Genomic DNA, 19,397 nt, shown 5'->3' with positions numbered 1-19,397 from the left:
CGCGGTGGGTGAGGGGGTACCGTCGTCTGTCGTGACGGACCCCCTCGCCCCGCTGCTGGAATTGCCCGGAGTTGTCGATTCCGCCGAACGGGCACGCGATGCCCTCGGTGCCGTGCATCGGCACAAGGCCAATCGTCGTGGGTGGCCGGCGACCGCAGCCGAGGCCGCTGTGCGGGCAGCTCGTTCGTCCTCCGCGCTCGAGGGCGGTTCGATGGATTTCCCCCGCGAAGGCGAGGAAGGCGACCCGATTCTGGCGGGTGCGCTGCGAGTGGCCGCTGCTCTGGACGGTGACGCCCTGCAGAACACGTTGTCGACGTGGAAGCGCGCACCACTGCAGACGCTGGCCCGCTTACATCTGTTGGCTGCCGCGGATCTCGTCGACGACGCTTCCTCGCTCGGTCGGCCGCGCACGGCCGCCGGCATCGGTGAGCGGCTCGATCTGCTCGCGCAGTTGGTGACGGGTGGAACCTCCGCGCCCGCTCCGGTGATCGCCGCAGTCGTGCACGGTGAACTGTTGACGCTTCGGCCTTTCGGAACTGCCGACGGCATCGTGGCGCGTGCTGCATCGAGATTGGTGGCCGCATCGTCGGGATTCGATCCGCACAACCTCGGGGTGCCCGAGGTGAGCTGGATGCGTCGAGCGAACGCGTACCGGGATGGAGCCGCTGGATTCGCCGAGGGCACGGCAACGGGCGTCGGCAGTTGGGTGATCCTCTGCCTAGGGGCATTCGAAGCCGGTGCGGCAGAAGCGACTTCGATTGCCGAAGCTGCGCAGTAGGAATTGTGCACACGTAAAAGGGCGGCGATGCCGACTTGCGTCGACGTCGCCGCCCGTTAGCACGGAGCGCCTGGTTACCAAGCGTGCACAGGTGGGCTGTGATGGACTACCACGTGGCCTCGGCGAGAACTCGACGGTGATGAGGTCATCCCTGCAACCGGTGCAGGGTTCTTGCTGATCACCCACGAATATCGCAGGCCCACAGCGCTTCTGCCATTAGGTGGCTAGCTCCGCGTGGGTGCCGGTGTCCGTGCTGGGAATCGCGGTCGGGAGAAGCGAACCTTCTCTTCCGGTTCGTCCTTGGCCTTCCGTTCTTCCGTACGTCATTTGTACCCCGTGACGCCGCTCACATCAAGGGTTTGGGCTCATCGTTTTCTGCGCAGCAATCCGTAGGTGATCGCGCCAGCTGCTATTGCACTGAAACCTGCTGCAGCACTTGCCACCACGGTCCTTCCGGACGGATTCGGAATGCGAGAGCGCAGCGAAACGGGGTTCGAGAACGTCAGAATCGGCCAGCCGAGGGACGAGGCCTCTTTGCGGAGCGCGCGGTCGGGATTGACGGCGGTGGGGTGCCCGACCGCCCGCAACATCGGAACGTCGGTGATCGAATCCGAGTAGGCGTAGCTCTTGGACAGGTCGTAATCATGTTGTGCCGCCAGAGACTTCATGGCGTCGACCTTTCCCTCGCCGTAGCAATAGAAGTCGACCTCGCCGATGTACTTGCCGTCGACGGTCACCATGGTCGTGGCCATACTGTGGTCGGCACCCAGCAGTTCGGCGATGGGGTGCACGATCTCGTCGCCCGACGCCGAGACGACCACCACGTCGTGTCCGCGGAGCTTGTGGTCCGCGATCAGATCGGCCGCTTCGGCGAAGACGAGGGGATCGACGATGTCGTGCAGCGTTTCGGCCACCACTGCTCGCACCTGTTCGACGTCCCACCCGGCGGTCATGCCCGCGATGTGCGCGCGCATGCGTTCCATCTGGTCGTGATCGGCACCGGAGAGCAGGAACAGGAACTGCGCATAGCTGCTCTTGAGTACCGCTCGCCGGTTGATCAGACCTTGGTCGAAGAACGGCTTGCTGAAGGCCAAAGTGCTCGACTTCGCGATGATCGTTTTGTCGAGGTCGAAGAAGGCGGCGACGCGCGCTGCGCGTCGGCCGGCGGGGGCGTCGTCGGTGTCTGCGCTGAGGGTCACGATTGTCACCATAGTGGCCGGTGGTGACCGGTGGATGTCGCGCTACTTCTCTACTCGACTCGCTCCGGACAAGTCCAAAAAATGCGACGGTTGAACTTGCAAACATGGACGTCCACGGGTGTAGTATTTTCCACGAGCCCGGTTCATTCCGGGCGGTGTTCAGCCCGACCCCCCGGGGCTGAACCAGACGACCCTCGCCTCCTCCCCCCCTGGCGAGGGTCGTCCTCTTTTCCGGGGTAGGCCGAAAACTGGTACCTCGGTACCGATATTCATCCACAGGGCCTGATCTATCCACATTTCCCCAAGTCGCGCGCCGATCGAGCGAATTCTCACGCACGCTTGGACCCATGAAAACGGATCCGATTTCACGGCGGACGAACGCGGACGCGTCGATGTCGATCGACCATCACGGACTGCGTCAGGACGTGTACCGAATCGCGGCAGCCGCGGATTGTGTTGTGGAAGAGCAGAACTTACTGGTCGGTATCGGATCGGCGCGCCCGATTTGGGAATTTGCCGGAATAATTTTGATCGATTTTTCTTCGGCCGAGACGGCACTCGCGGCCGGATTTCCGCGGCGGCCCGGCGTCGTTCTGGTCACGGCCGCGTCGCCGACACTCGATGATTGGCGGACGGCCACAGCGCTCGGTGCCGAACACGTGGTGTCATTGCCCACGGACGAGGACACGCTCGTTCGCATCCTCGGTGACCCCGTCGTCACATCGCCAGGCGGCGGTGGCGTCATCGCGGTCGTCGGTGCCCGCGGAGGCGCGGGGGCGTCCACATTCGCGGCGGCGCTCGGCCTGTGCAGCAGTCACACGGGGCGACGCACGCTCGTGGTCGAAGCCGACCGGTACGGCAGCGGCCTCGATCTGCTGCTCGGCTGGGAGAACGCCCCAGGCCTGCGGTGGTCCGGCCTCGTCGTCGAGGGCGGGCGAGTATCCGGCGACGCACTCCACGGCGCGCTGCCGTCGAAGAACGGATTGTCGGTACTGGCACTCGGGCGATCCGACGACCGGCGAACCGGACTCTCGGCCGTCGCCGCGGCGGCTGTGCTCGACGCAGGGCGCGCCGGAGGCGATCTCGTTGTGTGCGACGCCCCGCGCCACTCCGATGACCTCTCGGACGCCCTGTACGCCGCGGCCGACCTCGTCGTACTGGTGCTGCCTGCGGAATTGCGGGCCGTGACGTCGGCAGAAGCAGTAGCGGCCGAGATCTCGAGTCGAAATGCGAACGTCGGATTGGTCGTTCGTGGCCCCGCCCCCGGGGGACTGCGGGCCGCGGACATCGCGGCCGCCCTCGATCTGTCGCTGCTGACGTCGATGCGGGCCGAGCCGGGATTGGCCGAGCGTCTCGAGCGGGGCGGACTTGCTCTCGGCCGCCGGTCACCGCTCGCGGCGGCGGCAACCGTGGTACTGGATACGTTCGCGCACAAGCCCGGTGGTCAGCGGTGGGCCGCATGAGCGCAGTCGTCACCGCCGATCTGCTCGACCGCGTACGAGATCGGCTGGCTGCCTCGGCGCAGTCTCCAATGCCGGCCACCGTTGCCGCGGCCATCCGTACCGAGGCAGGGGGAGTCATCGGTGACACCGATATGCTTGCGGCACTGCGTATTCTGCAGACCGAGCTCACCGGAGCAGGCCTGTTGGAGCCGCTCCTGTCCGAGCCAGGGGTGACCGATGTTCTGGTCACGGCACCGGATCAGGTGTGGATCGATCGCGGTAGAGGCCTGGAACGCACCGGAGTCCAGTTCGTCGACGAAGCCGCGGTCAGGCGGTTGGCACAACGGCTCGCGCTCTCGGCCGGTCGGCGATTGGACGATGCGCAGCCGTGGGTCGACGGCCGATTACCCGGCGTCGGGCAGGGAGTCTTCGGTGTCCGTCTGCATGCGGTGCTGGCACCGGTGGCGAGCGGTGGCACCTGCCTGTCGTTGCGAGTGCTTCGCCCGGCTACCCAGGGACTCGGAGCGCTCCGGGCCTCAGGTGCGGTGACCGAGGAGGGCTACGAGCTGCTTGCGCGGATTGTGCTCGCACGCTTGGCATTTCTGGTCGTCGGAGGTACCGGTGCCGGGAAGACCACCCTTCTGGCTGCTCTGCTGGGCGAGGTCGACCCGTCCGAACGAATCGTCTGTGTCGAGGATGCGGCCGAGTTGGCTCCGGCACATCCCCATGTGGTGCGCCTGGTGGCCCGTGCTCCCAACGTCGAAGGTGTGGGCGAGGTATCGGTTCGGCAATTGGTTCGCCAGGCATTACGGATGCGACCCGATCGGCTCGTCGTCGGTGAGGTGCGCGGGGCCGAGGTGATCGACCTGATGACGGCTCTCAACACCGGGCACGACGGCGGTGCCGGAACCATCCATGCCAATTCGCCCTCGGAAGTTCCCGCTCGGCTCGAAGCCCTTGCTGCACTGGGCGGAATGGGCAGAGACGCGCTGCACAGTCAACTCGCCGCCGCGGTCCAAGTGGTGTTGCACGTCCACCGCAGCGCCGACGGCACGAGGCGATTGCGTGAGATCGGACTGGTCGAGGTGGATTCGACAGGACGTGTCCATATTGTGCCTGCCTGGTCCGCTGATTCCGACGCCGTGCCCGGGCAGCGCGGGCTGCACGAACTGCTCGCTCAGCGCTGTGGCGAGATGCGATGACAGCGGCACTGTGCGCCCTGGCCGCTGCATTCACGCTGTGGCCCAGCAGCTCTCGCCGACTATCGCGCCGCGGTCGAGGTGCCGTCGGCGTTCCTGGGTGGGCGTTCCCTCTCGTTGTTGCCGCGGCGTCGGCCGTGGGCATGTTCTGGATCGGCGGTCCGTGGGGCGCGGCGGCTCTGTTCGTGGCGGGCGGTACCGGATGGCACCGACATGGCCGTCGCACCGTGCGCGCCCGTCGTACGGCCGAATTGGATTGGTTGGCAACCGGAGTCGAAGTGGTCATCGGTGAATTGCGGGTCGGTGCGCACCCGGCGACGGCCGGCGAGGTGGCTGCGGACGAGTGCGACGGTATCGCCTCCGAGGCGCTGCGCGGTGCTGCGTCCAGATCGCGACTCGGTGGACGCGCTGCCGACGGGATAGCCGCGTCGGATCCGCTGTTGAACCCGGAACTGGACCGCTTGGCCGCGGCGTGGCGGGTGGCCGACGAACACGGCCTTGCACTCGCCGAGTTGCTCGACGCCGTGCGCGAGGATCTGCTCGGCCGTCGGCGATTTCGGGAACGAACCGAGGCGTCGCTCGCAGGGGCCCGCGCTACTGCACTGGTGTTGGCCGGACTGCCCGTCCTCGGGGTCGCGCTCGGACAACTGATGGGGGCCGATCCGCTGCGCATACTGCTCGGCGGCGGGCTGGGCGGAATCCTGCTCCTCATCGGAACCGCTCTCGGCTGCGCAGGTCTGCTGTGGACCGATGCGATCACCGGCAAGGTGACAACATGACGTGGGCGATCACGCTCTGTCTGGCAACGGCTTTGGTCGTCGTCCCCGCTGCCCGTGGCGGTTTGTCACGCGTGGAGGTTGTAGGGCTTTCGACGGCAGAAGCCGTCGACGACTCCGGACCCGATCCGCTCGCCGTAGCGACGACGTTCGACCTTCTCGCTGCGTGTCTGCGTTCCGGACTCCCGATCTCGACTGCCGCGGCGGCCGCAGCCCACTCTGCTCCGCCCGCATTCGGTGTCGCACTGCGCAAAACCGCCGATCTGCTCGAGCTGGGGGCCGATGCAGCGACGGCGTGGGACGCAGTGGCGAAGGATCCGGAGACCGAGGCGCTGGCGCGGATGGCAAGGCGATCCGCCCGGGCCGGGTCGTCCATGGCGTCGGCGATGACGGAACTGGCTGCCACCCAACGAACTCGGGCCGAGGACGCGTCGGCGGCAGCGGCCGAACGGGCCGGTGTGCTGATCAGCGGACCGCTGGGCCTGTGCTTTCTGCCTGCCTTCATCTGCCTGGGCATCGTGCCCGTGGTGATCGGCCTTGCGGGCAATGTCCTGGGCGGCGGTCTGCTGTGACCGCCGAACAACGAATCGTCCGGTGCGGACACGCCGCGCCGGAATACTGGGAGGGGAAGCATCATGATGGGGAATGCACTGCAGGAGATCAAGACTCGAATCGCATTGTTCGGCGTGGAGGACGATGGTATGTCGACCGCGGAGTACGCGATCGGCACCATCGCCGCCGCGGCATTCGGGGCGGTGCTCTACACGGTGGTGACGGGGGACAGCATCGTGACCGCGCTGACGGGGATCATCGATCGAGCGCTCAACACAGCCGTCTGATTCCGGGCGGTGAGGACGGGGCTGTGACGGTGGAGGCGGCGATTGCCGTCGCGTCCATCGTCGCAGTGATCGTGGTGTGCATCGGGGCGATCGTGTCGGTGACGATGCACATCGGCTGCGTCGACGCCGCGCGGGAGGCGGCCCGATTGGCGGCGAGAGGTGATGCGGCCCGGGCTGTGTCGGTGGGGGAGCGGGTTGCGCCGGAGGGTGCTCTGGTGACGGTGAGGGAGGACGGGGAGTTCTTCGTCGCGCGGGTGGAGGTAGCGAGCCCGCTGCCGGGTTTGACGTTGTCGGCGGAGGCGGTTGCTGCTGCGGAACCGGTTGCCGCGGAATGAGTCTTGGTCTCCGGAGGATGCTGCGTGACGACGAGGGTGGGGCGACGGTGTTGGCGGCGCTGGCAATGTCGGCGCTGATCGCCGTCGTGGTGATGGTGATGCACGTCGGCTCGGCGGTGGGTGCTCGTCATCAGGCGCAGTCGGCGGCCGATCTCGCTGCGTTGGCCGGGGCGGGCGCACTCGATCGCGGGGTGGCCGATGCTTGTGAGACGGCGCGGACTTTGGCGGTACGAATGGGGACTCAGTTGCGGGAGTGCACGATCGACGACTGGGACGTGATCGTGACGGTGGGTCAGCCGGTGTTCCTCGGGCGCTTCGGAATGTCCGACGCCATCGCGACGGCGCGGGCGGGGCCGGGGTGAGTCCGGGCCCCCGCCCGCCCGAATCCGCAAACCCGCCCGAATCCGCAAACGCGCGCGCGTTTGTCAGGTGCGAGCGGAATCGCCCCGTTCGAGCCGGCGAATTCGCGTGCGTTCAGCGAATGCGCGCGCGTTTGCGGTGAAACCCGGCCTCGACCCCCGCCCGAGGACCCGAACCCGCGGCCGATACGTCGTCCCCCGGCCTCGAACCCCGGCATCGACGGTCTGTCCGCAGCGGTCAGCTTGATGTGAAGGTGCGCGCACCTGATTGCAGGGGAGCGAATCGAGTGAGCTGCGTGACGTGCTCCGGGGTGAGCTCTGCGAGGGAATTGACCTGCAGCAGTTGCATGGTACGGATGATCTCCTCTCGCAGGATCTCGATCATCCGGTCGACGCCCGCGCGACCTCCCGCCATCAGACCGTATAGGTACGCCCGGCCGACGAGCGTGAACGACGCACCCATTGCGATGGAGGCGACGATGTCGGCGCCGTGCATGATGCCGGTATCGACGGCCACTTCGAAGTCGGATCCGACTTCCCGGACGACCTGAGGCAGGAGATGGAAGGGCACCGGAGCGCGATCCAGTTGCCGGCCTCCGTGATTGGACAGAACGATACCGTCCACACCCAGTTCGGCCAGACGCACTGAATCTGCCACCGACTGAACACCTTTGACGACCAGCTTGCCGGGCCAGATCTCGCGAATGACGTCGAGGTCCTCGAACGAGATGGAGGGATCCATCGCTGAATCGACCAGCTCTCCGACTGTGCCGCCGGTAGAGGTCAGCGACGCGAACTCCAGCTTGGGCGTGGTGAGGAAGTCCCACCACCACCATGGGCGCGGAATGGCGTTGGCGATGGTCGACGCGGTCAACTGCGGCGGAATGGAGAACCCGTTGCGTTTGTCTCGCAGGCGAGCTCCGGCGACCGGTGTGTCGACCGTGAACAGGAGGGTGTCGAAGCCAGCTTTCGCGGCGCGTTCGACAAGACCGAACGAGATGTCGCGGTTACGCATGACGTAGAGCTGGAACCAGTTTCGGCCGTTCGGGTTGGTGGCCTTGACGTCCTCGATCGACGTGGTGCCCAGGGTCGAGAGGGAGAACGGAATTCCGGCAGCGCCGGCGGCGGCAGAACCGGCGTATTCGCCCTCGGTCTGCATCAGGCGGGTGAAACCCGTCGGCGCGATACCGAATGGAAGCGCGGACGGTCCGCCGAACACCGTCGTCGAGGTGTCGACGTGGGAGACGTCTCGCAGGATCGAGGGGTGGAATTCGACGTCGCGAAAAGCCTGCCGAGCCCGGGAGAGCGAGATCTCGGCGTCGGCCGCGCCGTCGGTGTAGTCGAATGCTGCGCGCGGGGTGCGGCGACGGGCGATGGTGCGGAGATCGTCGATGGTCAGTGCCGCGCTGAGGCGTCGTCGACGCAGGTTCAGATCGGGCTTCTTGAACGAGAGTACCTCGCGCAGGTCGGTGGCTTTGGGTATCTGCCGGGTGATGGGCATGCGTTGTCTCGATTCTGTGGGCTGATCCTCTCCCCACCACACCACCCGAGGTGTTGGCAACGACAGGCAGGGTGGCGCACCAGTTCGATCCAAGCCTTGAACGCGCGCGCGTTTGCGAAAAATGACTGGTTATCCTCGTGAAACCCTGGCAATTTTGCGCGCGCATGGCAAACGCGCGCGCGTTTGCGGCGACCCCCCACTCGGTCCCCAGCACACAGGGCCCAGGTGCTCATCCCTCCCGAGTAATCGCCGCCAAGACAGCAGTCAACACTCGAACGGCACCCTCTTTGTCCAGGGGGTCGTTACCGTTTCCGCATTTCGGGGATTGCACGCAGGAGGGGCATCCGGTCTGACATTCGCAGGAGACGATGGCGTCCTTGGTGGCGGCGAGCCAGTCCGCGATGGCTACGTGTCCGCGGTCTGCGAAACCTGCTCCGCCGTCGTATCCGTCGTAGACGAAGACCGTCGGCAGACCGGTGTCGGGGTGTAGCGCCGTCGACACTCCGCCGATGTCCCATCGATCGCAGGTCGCGACCAACGGAAGCAACCCGATGGCGGCGTGCTCGGCGGCATGCAGCGATCCAGGGAATCGCTCGAACGGAACGCCGCTGTGCTCCAACAACTCCAGGGTGATGGTGTACATGACGGCGCGGGTGTCGAGGGTCTGGGCCGGCATGTCGAGCTCGATGGAATCGAGGACCTCGCCCGAGGGGAGGCGTCGAAGATATCCCACCACCTGATGGGTGACGTTCACCTGCACCAACGCGACTCGGACCTCGCCGTAGTCGACGGATTCGTGCACCGCCGTGATGGCAATGTCGGTGATCTCGCGGGCCGAGGTGTTCCACTCGGGCTGTTCGGCATGCACCAGCGCGAGGCCGGCCTCGAGATCGAGCTCGTCGACCACGAAGGACTCACCCTGATGAATGTGCACCGCACCGGGATGTGCTGTGGCAGGGGCACGTCCGCCGTCGACGGTGCCGAGCATGCGGCCTGACTCGCCGTCGACGATGGCGACCTGCACGCCCGTGCCGCCGCGAATGTTGACCGCACCGTGCGGAGACAGCTGCTGTCCCTCGGGGGTGATGAACCACCCGTGAGGACGCTTACGCACGTAACCCTTCAGCTCGAGCTCTTCGAGTACCGATTCCGCGCTCAACGCCTCGGCCTCGGCTAGGGTGATCGGTAGTTCGACTGCAGCGCAGAGCAATTGGGGAGCAAGAATATACGGATTGGTCGGGTCGGTGACGGTTGCCTCGACCGGCTTGTCCAGCAGGGCCGCCGGGTGATGCACCAGGTAGGTATCCAACGGATCGTCGCGCGCGACGAGTACCAGCAGTGAGCCCTCCCCGCGTCGTCCGGCACGCCCACCCTGCTGCCAGAACGAGGCGACGGTGCCCGGGAAACCGGCGACGATCACCGCGTCCAGACCGGCGATGTCGACGCCGAGTTCGAGGGCGTTGGTGGTGGCCACTCCCAGCAGGGTGCCGTCGGAGAGATCCCGTTCGAGTTTTCGCCGATCCTCGGCCAAATAGCCTGCGCGATAAGCGGCGACGCGTCGGACCAACTGCGGATCGACGTCGGCGAGAATTCGCTGGGTCCCCAACGCAGTGACCTCGGCTCCGCGCCTGGACCGTACGAACGCGAGTGTCCGCGCACCCTCGATCAACAGATCCGCCATGATGCGCGACGCCTCGGCCCCGGCCGATTTGCGTACGGGCGCGCCGTTCTCGCCGGTGATCTCCTTGAGCAGCGGCGGTTCCCAGAGTGCGACGGTGCGCGCTCCGTGGGGTGAGCCGTCCTCGGTGATCTCCTCGCAGGGCGCTCCGATGAGTCGACTGGCTGCGCGTCCCGGCTCCGACGTCGTGGCACTGGCGAGAACGAATACCGGAGATGCTCCGTAGCGCGCGCAGAGGCGTCGCAACCGACGGAGTACCAGGGCGACGTTGGAGCCGAAAACACCTCGGTAGTAATGGCATTCGTCGACCACCACGTAGCGCAGGTTGCGCAGGAAACGCGACCATCGCTCGTGCGCGCCGAGGATGCCCAGGTGCAACATGTCGGGATTGGTGAAGATCCAGCGCGCATTCGTTCTGGCCCACTGCCGAATCTCGATCGGGGTATCGCCGTCGTACGAGCTGGGAAACACCTCGGCGAGATCGTCTGACAGCGAACGTAACTCGTCGGTGATCGAGATGGTGGTGCGTAGCTGATCGGCTCCGAGGGCCTTGGTCGGTGCGAGATACAGCGCCGTCGCCCGGGCGTCGGCGGCCAGCGTCGTCAGAATGGGCAGCTGATAGGCCAACGATTTGCCCGACGCGGTACTGGTCGAGAGCACCACATGACTGCCCTCGGCGGCGAGCGTCGCGGCCCGGGCCTGATGCGTCCACGGTTGTGCGATGCCGCGAGAGGTGATCACCTGCACCACTTCCGGGCCGACCCAGGACGGCCAGGGTGCAAAGCTGGACGATCGCGCGGGCAACTCGGCGACATGCGTGACGGGGCCGTCGTCGGCGGGGGTACCGGCCAACACTCGATCCAGCAGCCGCTGCCCGTAACTCCGGACATCCGCACCGTCGTGCGGATGCTTCTCGCTCACTGCCGCTCTCCATGCATTCGTTCGATCTACTGGCCGCCCGTTCGGGCTAGGCGCGACCTGGGGTCCTCATGCTATCGCGGACCCGAAACGAGCGGCTCGAGCCCTGGTGAGAGCCGCATTCCACCCGTCCGGCGTTGTGTGTTGTTACAAGACGGGCAATTTGTTCGAAAAGGGTCGGTTTTCGACTGTTGCGAACGCGGAGTTCATGGTTCACTTGACGCGGTCGCAGCTTCTGTGTTCGTTCTACGCTTCGCAGGATCTTATGTTGCGGGCGCGGTACTGGGAGAGCTCGTCCATCAGGGGGAAGTCCTGAGGGGGATTCGTACAAGTGCAGCGGTCGGAACCGGCCCGATGGATCGAAAGTGCGCTCCATCGAATCCGGTGTTAGAAAGAGAAGGAAAAGCATGGCACAGGGAACTGTGAAGTGGTTCAACGCCGAAAAGGGCTTTGGATTCATCGCACCAGAAGACGGCTCCGCTGACGTTTTCGTTCACTACTCCGAGATCCAGGGCAGCGGCTTCCGCACCCTCGAGGAGAACCAGCGCGTCGAGTTCGAGGTCGGCCAGGGCACCAAGGGTCCTCAGGCAACGGGCGTTCGCGCAGTCTGATTCTCTTCTCCTCTTCGGAGACGAGAACCTTCATCCCCCTTTCTCGATCGGCCGTGAAAAGCCGTTCGAGAAAGGGGGATGTTTCGTTCGTGGCGAACCACCAGGAAGAGTCGAAAGCAGTGTCTGCCGGTGTCGATGTCCTAATGTCCATGCTGTGAACCAGCTGTCCTTCTTCTCTGCCGAGTCGTTGCCGCCTGCGGTGACCGATCTCAGCGGATTGCTGGCTGCCACCGGCCATGTCGTCACGTCCTCGGGATCGGCACGCATCTCGGTCGTCGTCGACGCGCAGTGGCGGGCCGATGCCATTGCCGAGTTGATCGAACAGTGTGGTCTGTCGGCGGAGCTGGGACGGTCCGAAGAAGACCGTCCTCTCGTGCGCACCGCGTCGGTTCCGGAACTGTCCGCCCTGGCGTCGTTGTGGACCAAGGGCGCGGTGAAGGCTGTGCCTCCCGGGTGGGTGCCCGGTTCCCGCGAGTTGCGGGCATGGGTGCTCGCGTCGGGGCGTCCCGAGGCGGAGGGGGAACGCTACGTGCTCGGTCTCGACCCGCACGCGCCGGAGACTCATGCGGTCCTCGCTCAATCGTTGATGCGCGCGGGCATCGCGCCGACTCTGATCGGCACCCGCGGGTCCAATCCGGGCCTTCGAATCACCGGCCGACGTCGGCTGTTGCGGCTCACCGAGAACGTCGGTGAGGCTCCTGCGAATGTGGACGCACGTACCAATTGGCCCCACGCTGAGTAGGAAGATGAATGACTGATCTGCGAGTATTTGCTCGACGTATGTCAGTCTGTTAGGAGTGGGGCAGGCAAATCTGCTTGTGAAAACGCACTAGGGAAGGTTCGGCAGCAAGGTGGCAGCACGTAACAACGGCTCGGGGGACAGCTCCGCCGAGCCGCGTCGTCTGGTCATCGTCGAGTCTCCGACCAAGGCCAAAAAGATCGCTCCCTACCTCGGGAGCAACTATGTCGTCGAGGCCTCCGTCGGCCATATCCGCGACCTTCCTCGTGGTGCTGCCGACGTGCCCGCCAAATACAAAGGCGAGCCCTGGGCGCGTCTCGGTGTGGACGTCGACCACGACTTCGAGGCCCTGTACGTCGTCTCGCCCGAGAAGAAGGGCAAGGTCGCAGAGCTGAAAAGCCTGCTCAAGGACGCCGACGAGCTGTATCTCGCCACTGACCCCGACCGCGAGGGTGAGGCCATCGCCTGGCATCTCCTCGAGACCCTGAACCCCAAAGTTCCTGTTCGACGGATGGTCTTCCACGAGATCACCAAGCCGGCGATCCTCGCGGCCGCCGCCGATACTCGCGACCTCGACCAAGACCTCGTCGACGCGCAGGAGACCCGCCGCATTCTCGACCGCCTCTACGGCTACGAGGTCAGCCCGGTGCTGTGGAAGAAGGTCATGCCGAAGCTGTCGGCAGGCCGTGTGCAGTCCGTGGCCACCCGCATCATCGTCCAGCGTGAGCGCGAGCGGATGGCATTCCGCAGTGCCGAGTACTGGGATATTTCTGCCACTCTGGACGCCGGTGCCGACGCGAGCCCGCGCAGTTTCGGAGCACGTCTGGTCAATGTCGACGGCAATCGCGTCGCCGCCGGCCGCGACTTCGGTCCCGACGGCAAGCTCAAGACCGAGTCGGTCACCGTCCTGGACGAACCGCGTGCTCGACGCCTCGCCGACGCTCTCGAAGGCGTCGACCTCACCGTCGCGTCCGCCGAGGACAAGCCGTACACGCGTAAGCCGTACCCGCCGTTCATGACGTCGACGCTGCAGCAGGAGGCCGGCCGCAAGCTGCGGTTCAGTTCCGAGCGGACCATGCGTGTCGCGCAGCGTCTGTACGAGAACGGCTACATCACCTACATGCGTACCGACTCGACGTCGCTGTCCGCGTCTGCGGTCTCCGCGGCACGGGCGCAGGCGACCGAGCTCTACGGCCCCGAGTACGTGCACCCCACTCCGCGGCAGTACACCCGCAAGGTCAAGAACGCGCAGGAGGCGCACGAGGCCATCCGCCCCGCGGGTGACGTGTTCCAGACTCCCGGTCAGCTGCATTCGGCGCTGCAGACCGACGAGTTCCGGCTGTACGAGCTGATCTGGCAGCGCACGGTTGCGTCGCAGATGGCAGATCTGCGCGGCACCACGCTGACCCTGCGCATCACCGGCACCGCGGGTACCGGCGAGGAGTGCACGTTCTCCGCGTCGGGTCGCACCATCACGTTCGCGGGCTTCCTCAAGGCGTATGTCGAGAGCGTCGACGACGAGGCGGGCGGTCAGACCGACGACGCCGAATCGCGTCTGCCCGCATTGAAGGCCGGCCAGGCGGTGACGGCCACCAAGCTCGATCCCGACGGTCACACCACCAACCCGCCTGCTCGATTCACCGAGGCGTCGCTGATCAAGACGCTCGAAGAGTTGGGAATCGGTCGACCGTCGACGTATTCGTCGATCATCAAGACGATTCTCGACCGCGGCTACGTCTACAAGCGTGGCAGCGCTCTTGTGCCGTCGTGGGTGGCGTTCTCGGTGATTGCGTTGCTGGAAGCGCACTTCGGGCGTCTGGTGGACTTCGACTTCACCGCAGGCATGGAGGACGATCTCGACGCGATCGCGGGAGGCCGTGAGCGGCGCGGAGATTGGCTGCAGAGCTTCTACTTCGGCGGCGAGACCGGTGCCGAGGGTTCGGTGGCGCGCTCGGGTGGCCTCAAGAAGATGGTGGGCCAGAACCTCGAAGACATCGATGCGCGCACCATCAACTCGATTCGTCTGTTCGACGACTCCGAGGGCCGCGAGATCCATGTGCGCGTGGGCCGTTACGGTCCGTACCTCGAGCGCATGGTCGTCAGCGACGACGATCCGGACGGCGATCCGATCAGCCAGCGGGCGAACTTGCCCGACGATCTGCCGCCGGACGAGTTGACGCTCGACTTCGCCGAAAAGCTCTTCGCCACACCGCAAGAGGGCCGCAAGCTCGGTGTGGATCCGTTGACCGGTCACGACATCGTGGCAAAGGAAGGCCGATTCGGGCCCTACGTCACCGAGATCCTGCCCGAGCCGGAACCCGAGCCGACGCCGCCTCAGCCCGACATCGTGCCGATCCCGTCCGGTAACGACGGCGATGGTGGCGGTGGCGTCAAGACTGCGGTGAAGAAGGCCGCAGCCAAGAAGGCGCCGGCCAAGAAGGCTGCCGCGAAAAAGGCCACTGGCCCCAAGCCGCGGACCGGTTCGTTGCTCAAGTCGATGGATCTGGCGACGATCACGCTCGAGGATGCGCTCAAGCTGCTGTCGTTGCCACGCGTCGTCGGTGTCGATCCCGAGTCCAAGGAAGAGATCACCGCGCAGAACGGCCGTTACGGTCCGTATCTGAAGAAGGGCACCGATTCTCGCTCGCTCGCCGACGAGGATCAGATGTTCACGGTCAGTCTCGAAGAGGCTCTGAAGATCTACGCCGAGCCCAAGCGTCGGGGCCGTCAGGGCGAGGCCAAGCCGCCGCTGCGGGAGCTGGGCGTCGACCCGATCAGTGAGAAGCCGATGGTGATCAAGGACGGTCGGTTCGGGCCGTACGTCACCGACGGCGAAACCAACGCGAGTCTGCGCAAGGACGACGAGGTCGAGACGATCACCGACGATCGCGCGTCGGAGTTGTTGGCGGACAGACGTGCTCGGGGACCGGTGAAGAAGAAGGCACCGGCGAAGAAGGCCGCTGCGAAGAAGGCACCGGCCAAGAAGGCTGCCGCTAAGAAGGCTCCGGCCAAGAAGGCTGCAGCCAAGAAGACCGCCACGAAGACGACGGCGGCCAAGACCACGACGAAGAAGGCTGCTGCCAAGAAGGCACCGGCGAAGAAGACCGACGGCGAGTAGCTCGCGAACTCGAAGTTGTGGATGGAATCGGCTGCGATTATGTCCATAGCTTCGAGTTCGGCACTTGTCCGGGAACAGTGCGGCGGGGTAGTCGGTCCCAACCGTTAGGGTTGCCAGCATGGCGGGTGTGTTCGATCGATTGGTCGGTCAGGAAGATGTCGAGGCCGATCTGACGGCTGCAGCAGTGGCTGCTCGTACGGGTGTCGACTCGTCGGCGATGACGCATTCGTGGCTCTTCACCGGCCCTCCCGGGTCCGGGCGTTCCATCGCCGCCCTGTGCTTCGCTGCGGCGTTGCAGTGCACCACCGAAGGCACTCCGGGTTGTGGGCATTGTCAGGCGTGTTCGACGACGATGGCAGGCACTCACGGCGATGTGCGACGCGTCATCCCGGAGGGTCTGAGCATCAGTACCAAGGAGATGCGAGACATCGTCTCGGTCGCGTCGCGTCGGCCGAGCACCGGTCTGTGGCAGGTGGTCGTCGTCGAGGATGCCGATCGACTCACCGAGGGTGCCGGAAACGTACTGCTCAAGGTCGTCGAGGAGCCGCCCGCTCGGACGGTGTTCCTGTTGTGCGCTCCGTCGGTCGATCCGCAGGACATCTCGGTGACGCTGCGCTCGCGCTGCCGGCACGTCTCGTTGGTGACGCCCACTGTGCCGGCCATCGCGCAGGTGCTGCAGACCCGCGACAAGCTCGACGCCGAGACGGCGGAATGGGCCGCGTCCATCAGCGGCGGCCATGTGGGCAGAGCACGCCGACTCGCGACCGACGAGGACGCGCGGGCGCGCCGCAAGCGGGCACTTGCCCTGGCGTCGGCCGCGGCCCGTCCCAATCAGGCGTACCTCGCAGCCGAGGAACTGGTGAAGGCCGCCGAGGACGAGGCCAAGGAAATGAGCGCCACTCGCGACGAGGCCGAGACCGAGGAGTTGCGCACGGCCCTCGGAGCCGGAGGCACAGGTAAGGGCGCTGCCGGAGCATTGCGTGGCTCGGCCGGAGTGCTGAAGGACCTCGAGAAGCGGCAGAGGTCTCGCGCCACCAGAACCGGCCGTGACTCGCTCGACCGCGCGTTGATGGACCTGGTGGGTCTGTACCGCGACGCGCTCGCGCGTTCGTACGGCTCGACCGCGACGGCCACGCACCCCGACATGGCCGAGCAGGTCGAGCGAATGGCGAAAGCCGTACCGCCCGAGGCTCTGCTGAAAAGTATCGAGGCGATCCTCGAATGCCGAGAGTCGTTGGCTGTCAACGCGAAACCGAAGTTCGCGATCTATGCGATGGTCGCAACGCTGGGTGACGTACTGCGCTAGTTCTGCGTCTTCTTGCGGGCTCGTGAGGCGCGAAGATTGGCGACATTGCCGCACGTCTTCACGTCGTGCCAGACGCCACTGTTGTTGCGGGAGCGATCGTAGAACGCAGATCCACATGCCTCGTTCTTGCATCGCTTGAGTCGACGCCACGTGTCCGCTTGTTGGGCGAGAAGCACTTCCGACCAAATCTTGGATGCGATGTAGTCGGTCCCGGTGCCGGTCGGCATCAGTCGTACGGTGCCGTCGTCGCCCGGTGCGAGTTCTGCTCGGACGGCCGGACGCGTGGGCAGGTTGCCGGCAATGGCCGCTTCGACATCCGAGCGCAGAGCCCGCAGCGTGGCCGCATCGTCGTCCGACAGCGTGGTCTCCCACACGAGCGATGCCGCCTTCCCGTCCGCTAGGAGGTCGGGGAGCCCGTACGCGTCGATGGCTCGCGTGTTGAGCAGATTTTGAACCACCTGCAGTCCGTCGGGTGCCGGTGCGAGGTGGAAGCGCTCGGTCGGCGACTGTGACATAAGTGAACAGTATTTGACTATGTCGAACTGGTCAACTACTACTGACAGAGGCAAAAGCATTTAACCTCTGTCGTAAGGGTGAGTTCGATGGTGTCTGTTTCAGGAGCAACGGTATTGGTGACCGGCGGTCAGCGCGGTCTGGGCAAGGCCACGGTCGACGCATTGCTCCAGCGTGGGGCAGCGAAGGTGTACGCGACTGCGAGGAGCCCGCGAGAGGACTCGGATCCTCGGGTGGTTCCCGTTGCTCTCGATGTCACCGACGCGGATTCCGTTGCCGCACTTGCTGATATCGCATCCGATGTGTCGATCGTCTTCAACAACGCCGGCGCTCCCGGTGCGACACCGTTGCTGACAACGTCGATCGACGACATTCGCGCGGTGTTCGAGACCAACGTCTTCGGCGCGCTGCGAATCGCGCAAGAGTTCGCCCCGATCCTGAAGGCAAACGGCGGCGGGGCGTTGGTCGACATTCATTCGGTGCTGTCGTGGCTCGGCGGTGCGGGTGCCTACGGGGCATCGAAGGCAGCGATCTGGTCGGCCACGAACTCACTGCGGCTCGAGCTCGCACCGCAGGGAACCCTCGTTGTCGGGGTGCATCTCGGGTACACCGACACCGACATGATCGCCGAACTGGACGTCCCGAAGAACGACCCACGCGACGTGGTGCGCCAGGTACTCGACGCCCTGGAGTCGGGGGAGACCGAAGTGCTCGCCGACGACCTGACCAGGCACGTCAAGACGATCCTCAGCGGGCCTGTCGAAGGACTCGGCCTCGCGGGCTGACCGCCAGGGAGGGCGATTTTAGTTTCGACGGGATGCTCCGTTAGACTCACCAACGCCGAAAGGCACGCCGCCTTAGCTCAGTCGGTAGAGCATTTCACTCGTAATGAAAAGGTCAAGAGTTCGATTCTCTTAGGCGGCTCCACCAGCAGGCCCCTGACATGCACCATCGTGTCGGGGGCCTTTTTGGTTGCTCGATCCAGCGCTGGATCGACCCGTTCGCAGCGTCGGTCCTGCAGGATCAATTCATGCGAACTGACGATGAGCTCAGCGCCGGTGACCTGATGACAGCGATCGTCACCACCGGCACCGGTGGATACGACAAGCTCGTCGTGTCCGAGGTGCCGAGACCCGTGCCGGGGCCGGGTGAGGTGCTTGTTCGCGTGTTGGCGGCGGGGATGAACAACACCGAGATCAACACGCGCGTGGGTTGGTACCCCGACGGCGGGTGGAACGATGCGACGCCCTTTCCGCTGATTCAGGGCACGGACTGCTGCGGGGTCGTGTGCGCAAGTCCCGGGACCGAGGAATCCATCGTCGGCCGCCGGGTCCTGGTTCGACCGTGTATGCGCATCGACGGATTCTCATCGGGCGAGACGCGGTGGTTGGGTTCGGACATGAACGGCGCGTTCGCCCAGTTCGTCGTCGTTCCGGCAAACGAGGTCTTTCCGGTCGATTGTGATTGGACCGACGCTGAGCTGGCGACGATTCCGTGTGCGTACGGCACGGCGGAGAACATGATCGCTCGCGCGGGGGTACGTCGAGGGTCGACGGTGCTCATCACCGGTGCCTCGGGCGGAGTCGGTTCTGCCGCAGTACAACTCGCGGCGCGGCGCGGCGCGCGCGTGATCGGCCTCGCGAGCCGTGCCAAACACGATCAGCTCCGAGAACTCGGGATCCACGAGGTCTACGGGCGCGACGCAGATCTGGTGGGCGCCCTGGGCAAGCGCAGCGTCGATGTGGTGATCGACAACGTCGCCGGCGCGGGGTTCGGTCCTCTGCTCGACCTTCTCGTTCGCGGTGGAACCTACGTGTCCTCGGGTGCGATCGCGGGACCCCTCGTCGAGTTGGATCTCCGAACGATGTACCTGAACGATCTGACGCTCCTCGGCTGCACGGCGTGGGGCGAGGACGTATTTCCGAATCTCGTGTCGTACATCGAAGCCGGTGAAATTCGCCCCTTGTTGGCCGAGTCCTTTCCGCTCGAGCAAATCGCGGAGGCGCAACAGTGCTTTCTGGAGAAGGGCCACGTTGGAAAGTTCGTGCTCGTCCCTCCGGTGGTCCTAGATCAGGCTTGATCTCCA

The 19,397-nt window shown here is 65.4% G+C and carries 18 protein-coding genes and 1 tRNA gene; 15 read left to right on the top strand and 4 right to left on the bottom strand.

The features are described 5' to 3' along the window. Positions 1–31 precede the first annotated feature (31 nt). Entirely contained in the window at positions 32–778 is a 747-nt protein-coding gene (locus E4P29_RS10235) for an oxidoreductase (RefSeq protein ID WP_135044367.1), read from the top strand. Positions 779–1,143: 365 nt separating this feature from the next. Here E4P29_RS10235 and E4P29_RS10230 read toward each other — a convergent pair whose 3' ends face one another. Further along, positions 1,144–1,977, bottom strand: a complete 834-nt coding sequence (locus E4P29_RS10230; RefSeq protein ID WP_135044365.1) for an HAD-IB family hydrolase — start codon at positions 1,975–1,977, stop codon at positions 1,144–1,146. 347 nt (positions 1,978–2,324) lie between these two features. On the opposite strand from E4P29_RS10230, the gene ssd reads away from it, so the two are divergent. From ssd to E4P29_RS10195, 7 genes are all read left to right on the top strand, one after another. Beyond that, the gene (gene ssd / locus E4P29_RS10225; protein WP_135044363.1) at positions 2,325–3,440 is read left to right on the top strand and encodes a septum site-determining protein Ssd; all 1,116 of its coding nucleotides are present in this window, start codon (positions 2,325–2,327) and stop codon (positions 3,438–3,440) included. Continuing rightward, positions 3,428–4,621: a TadA family conjugal transfer-associated ATPase gene (locus tag E4P29_RS10220; protein WP_135044361.1), complete on the top strand. Its 1,194-nt coding sequence runs from the start codon at positions 3,428–3,430 to the stop codon at positions 4,619–4,621. The genes ssd and E4P29_RS10220 overlap by 13 nt, the downstream gene beginning before the upstream one ends. Beyond that, the gene (locus tag E4P29_RS10215) at positions 4,618–5,397 is read left to right on the top strand and encodes a type II secretion system F family protein (protein ID WP_135044359.1); all 780 of its coding nucleotides are present in this window, start codon (positions 4,618–4,620) and stop codon (positions 5,395–5,397) included. Before E4P29_RS10220 ends, E4P29_RS10215 begins: the two co-directional genes overlap by 4 nt. Then, positions 5,394–5,966, top strand: coding sequence for a type II secretion system F family protein (locus tag E4P29_RS10210; protein WP_135044357.1), 573 nt, complete (start codon positions 5,394–5,396; stop codon positions 5,964–5,966). The genes E4P29_RS10215 and E4P29_RS10210 overlap by 4 nt, the downstream gene beginning before the upstream one ends. 66 nt (positions 5,967–6,032) lie before the next feature. Next, complete coding sequence (locus E4P29_RS10205; protein WP_032364737.1) at positions 6,033–6,233, top strand: DUF4244 domain-containing protein; 201 nt, start codon at positions 6,033–6,035, stop codon at positions 6,231–6,233. 23 nt (positions 6,234–6,256) lie between these two features. Further along, entirely contained in the window at positions 6,257–6,568 is a 312-nt protein-coding gene (locus tag E4P29_RS10200; protein ID WP_135044355.1) for a TadE family type IV pilus minor pilin, read from the top strand. 17 nt (positions 6,569–6,585) lie between these two features. Continuing rightward, positions 6,586–6,930 (top strand): Rv3654c family TadE-like protein, encoded by a 345-nt coding sequence (locus tag E4P29_RS10195; RefSeq protein WP_135044353.1) that lies wholly within the window; start codon positions 6,586–6,588, stop codon positions 6,928–6,930. 235 nt (positions 6,931–7,165) lie between these two features. Here the strand turns inward: E4P29_RS10195 and E4P29_RS10190 are convergent, their stop codons facing one another. Then, positions 7,166–8,428 carry an alpha-hydroxy acid oxidase gene (locus E4P29_RS10190; RefSeq protein WP_135044351.1) on the bottom strand — a complete coding sequence of 421 codons (1,263 nt, stop codon included), beginning with the start codon at positions 8,426–8,428 and terminating at the stop codon, positions 7,166–7,168. Between the two features lie 229 nt (positions 8,429–8,657). Beyond that, on the bottom strand, positions 8,658–11,027 hold the full coding sequence (locus E4P29_RS10185; RefSeq protein WP_135044350.1) for a DEAD/DEAH box helicase: 2,370 nt from the start codon (positions 11,025–11,027) through the stop codon (positions 8,658–8,660). Positions 11,028–11,431: 404 nt separating this feature from the next. On the opposite strand from E4P29_RS10185, the gene E4P29_RS10180 reads away from it, so the two are divergent. From E4P29_RS10180 to E4P29_RS10165, 4 genes are all read left to right on the top strand, one after another. Beyond that, on the top strand, positions 11,432–11,635 hold the full coding sequence (locus tag E4P29_RS10180) for a cold-shock protein (RefSeq protein WP_005248460.1): 204 nt from the start codon (positions 11,432–11,434) through the stop codon (positions 11,633–11,635). A gap of 154 nt (positions 11,636–11,789) precedes the next feature. Next, positions 11,790–12,377, top strand: a complete 588-nt coding sequence (locus tag E4P29_RS10175) for a hypothetical protein (protein WP_032364537.1) — start codon at positions 11,790–11,792, stop codon at positions 12,375–12,377. Between the two features lie 109 nt (positions 12,378–12,486). Beyond that, positions 12,487–15,492 carry a type I DNA topoisomerase gene (gene topA, locus E4P29_RS10170; RefSeq protein WP_135044348.1) on the top strand — a complete coding sequence of 1,002 codons (3,006 nt, stop codon included), beginning with the start codon at positions 12,487–12,489 and terminating at the stop codon, positions 15,490–15,492. 118 nt (positions 15,493–15,610) lie between these two features. Beyond that, complete coding sequence (locus E4P29_RS10165) at positions 15,611–16,798, top strand: DNA polymerase III subunit delta' (RefSeq protein WP_135044346.1); 1,188 nt, start codon at positions 15,611–15,613, stop codon at positions 16,796–16,798. Here the strand turns inward: E4P29_RS10165 and E4P29_RS10160 are convergent. Beyond that, positions 16,795–17,313, bottom strand: a complete 519-nt coding sequence (locus tag E4P29_RS10160) for a CGNR zinc finger domain-containing protein (RefSeq protein WP_135044344.1) — start codon at positions 17,311–17,313, stop codon at positions 16,795–16,797. The genes E4P29_RS10165 and E4P29_RS10160 overlap by 4 nt on opposite strands. A gap of 87 nt (positions 17,314–17,400) precedes the next feature. Here E4P29_RS10160 and E4P29_RS10155 point away from each other — a divergent pair, with 87 nt between their 5' ends. The 3 genes from E4P29_RS10155 (at position 17,401) to E4P29_RS10145 (ending at position 19,391) form a co-directional block, all read left to right on the top strand. Beyond that, the gene (locus E4P29_RS10155) at positions 17,401–18,096 is read left to right on the top strand and encodes an SDR family oxidoreductase (protein ID WP_135044342.1); all 696 of its coding nucleotides are present in this window, start codon (positions 17,401–17,403) and stop codon (positions 18,094–18,096) included. Between the two features lie 66 nt (positions 18,097–18,162). Further along, positions 18,163–18,238: transfer RNA gene (locus tag E4P29_RS10150), tRNA-Thr, on the top strand. A 103-nt stretch (positions 18,239–18,341) separates the two neighbouring features. Next, positions 18,342–19,391 (top strand): alcohol dehydrogenase family protein, encoded by a 1,050-nt coding sequence (locus E4P29_RS10145; protein WP_245154254.1) that lies wholly within the window; start codon positions 18,342–18,344, stop codon positions 19,389–19,391. The last annotated feature ends 6 nt before the right edge of the window (positions 19,392–19,397 follow it).

The organism is Rhodococcus sp. 1R11, from assembly GCF_004563845.1.
Classification (GTDB): domain Bacteria; phylum Actinomycetota; class Actinomycetes; order Mycobacteriales; family Mycobacteriaceae; genus Rhodococcoides.
The sequence above is the reverse complement of the archived record's forward strand: the minus strand, read 5'-3'. Positions and strand labels throughout refer to the sequence as shown.

Excerpts from the sequence above, each read along its gene's own strand:
- E4P29_RS10195 (WP_135044353.1), top strand. The coding sequence starts at position 6,586 with ATGCTGCGTGACGACGAGGGTGGGGCGACGGTGTTGGCGGCGCTGGCA.
- ssd (WP_135044363.1), top strand. The coding sequence starts at position 2,325 with ATGAAAACGGATCCGATTTCACGGCGGACGAACGCGGACGCGTCGATG.
- E4P29_RS10145 (WP_245154254.1), top strand. The coding sequence starts at position 18,342 with ATGCGAACTGACGATGAGCTCAGCGCCGGTGACCTGATGACAGCGATC.
- E4P29_RS10190 (WP_135044351.1), bottom strand. The coding sequence starts at position 8,428 with ATGCCCATCACCCGGCAGATACCCAAAGCCACCGACCTGCGCGAGGTA.
- E4P29_RS10160 (WP_135044344.1), bottom strand. The coding sequence starts at position 17,313 with ATGTCACAGTCGCCGACCGAGCGCTTCCACCTCGCACCGGCACCCGAC.
- E4P29_RS10180 (WP_005248460.1), top strand. The coding sequence starts at position 11,432 with ATGGCACAGGGAACTGTGAAGTGGTTCAACGCCGAAAAGGGCTTTGGA.
- E4P29_RS10155 (WP_135044342.1), top strand. The coding sequence starts at position 17,401 with ATGGTGTCTGTTTCAGGAGCAACGGTATTGGTGACCGGCGGTCAGCGC.
- E4P29_RS10165 (WP_135044346.1), top strand. The coding sequence starts at position 15,611 with ATGGCGGGTGTGTTCGATCGATTGGTCGGTCAGGAAGATGTCGAGGCC.
- E4P29_RS10215 (WP_135044359.1), top strand. The coding sequence starts at position 4,618 with ATGACAGCGGCACTGTGCGCCCTGGCCGCTGCATTCACGCTGTGGCCC.
- E4P29_RS10210 (WP_135044357.1), top strand. The coding sequence starts at position 5,394 with ATGACGTGGGCGATCACGCTCTGTCTGGCAACGGCTTTGGTCGTCGTC.
- E4P29_RS10205 (WP_032364737.1), top strand. The coding sequence starts at position 6,033 with ATGGGGAATGCACTGCAGGAGATCAAGACTCGAATCGCATTGTTCGGC.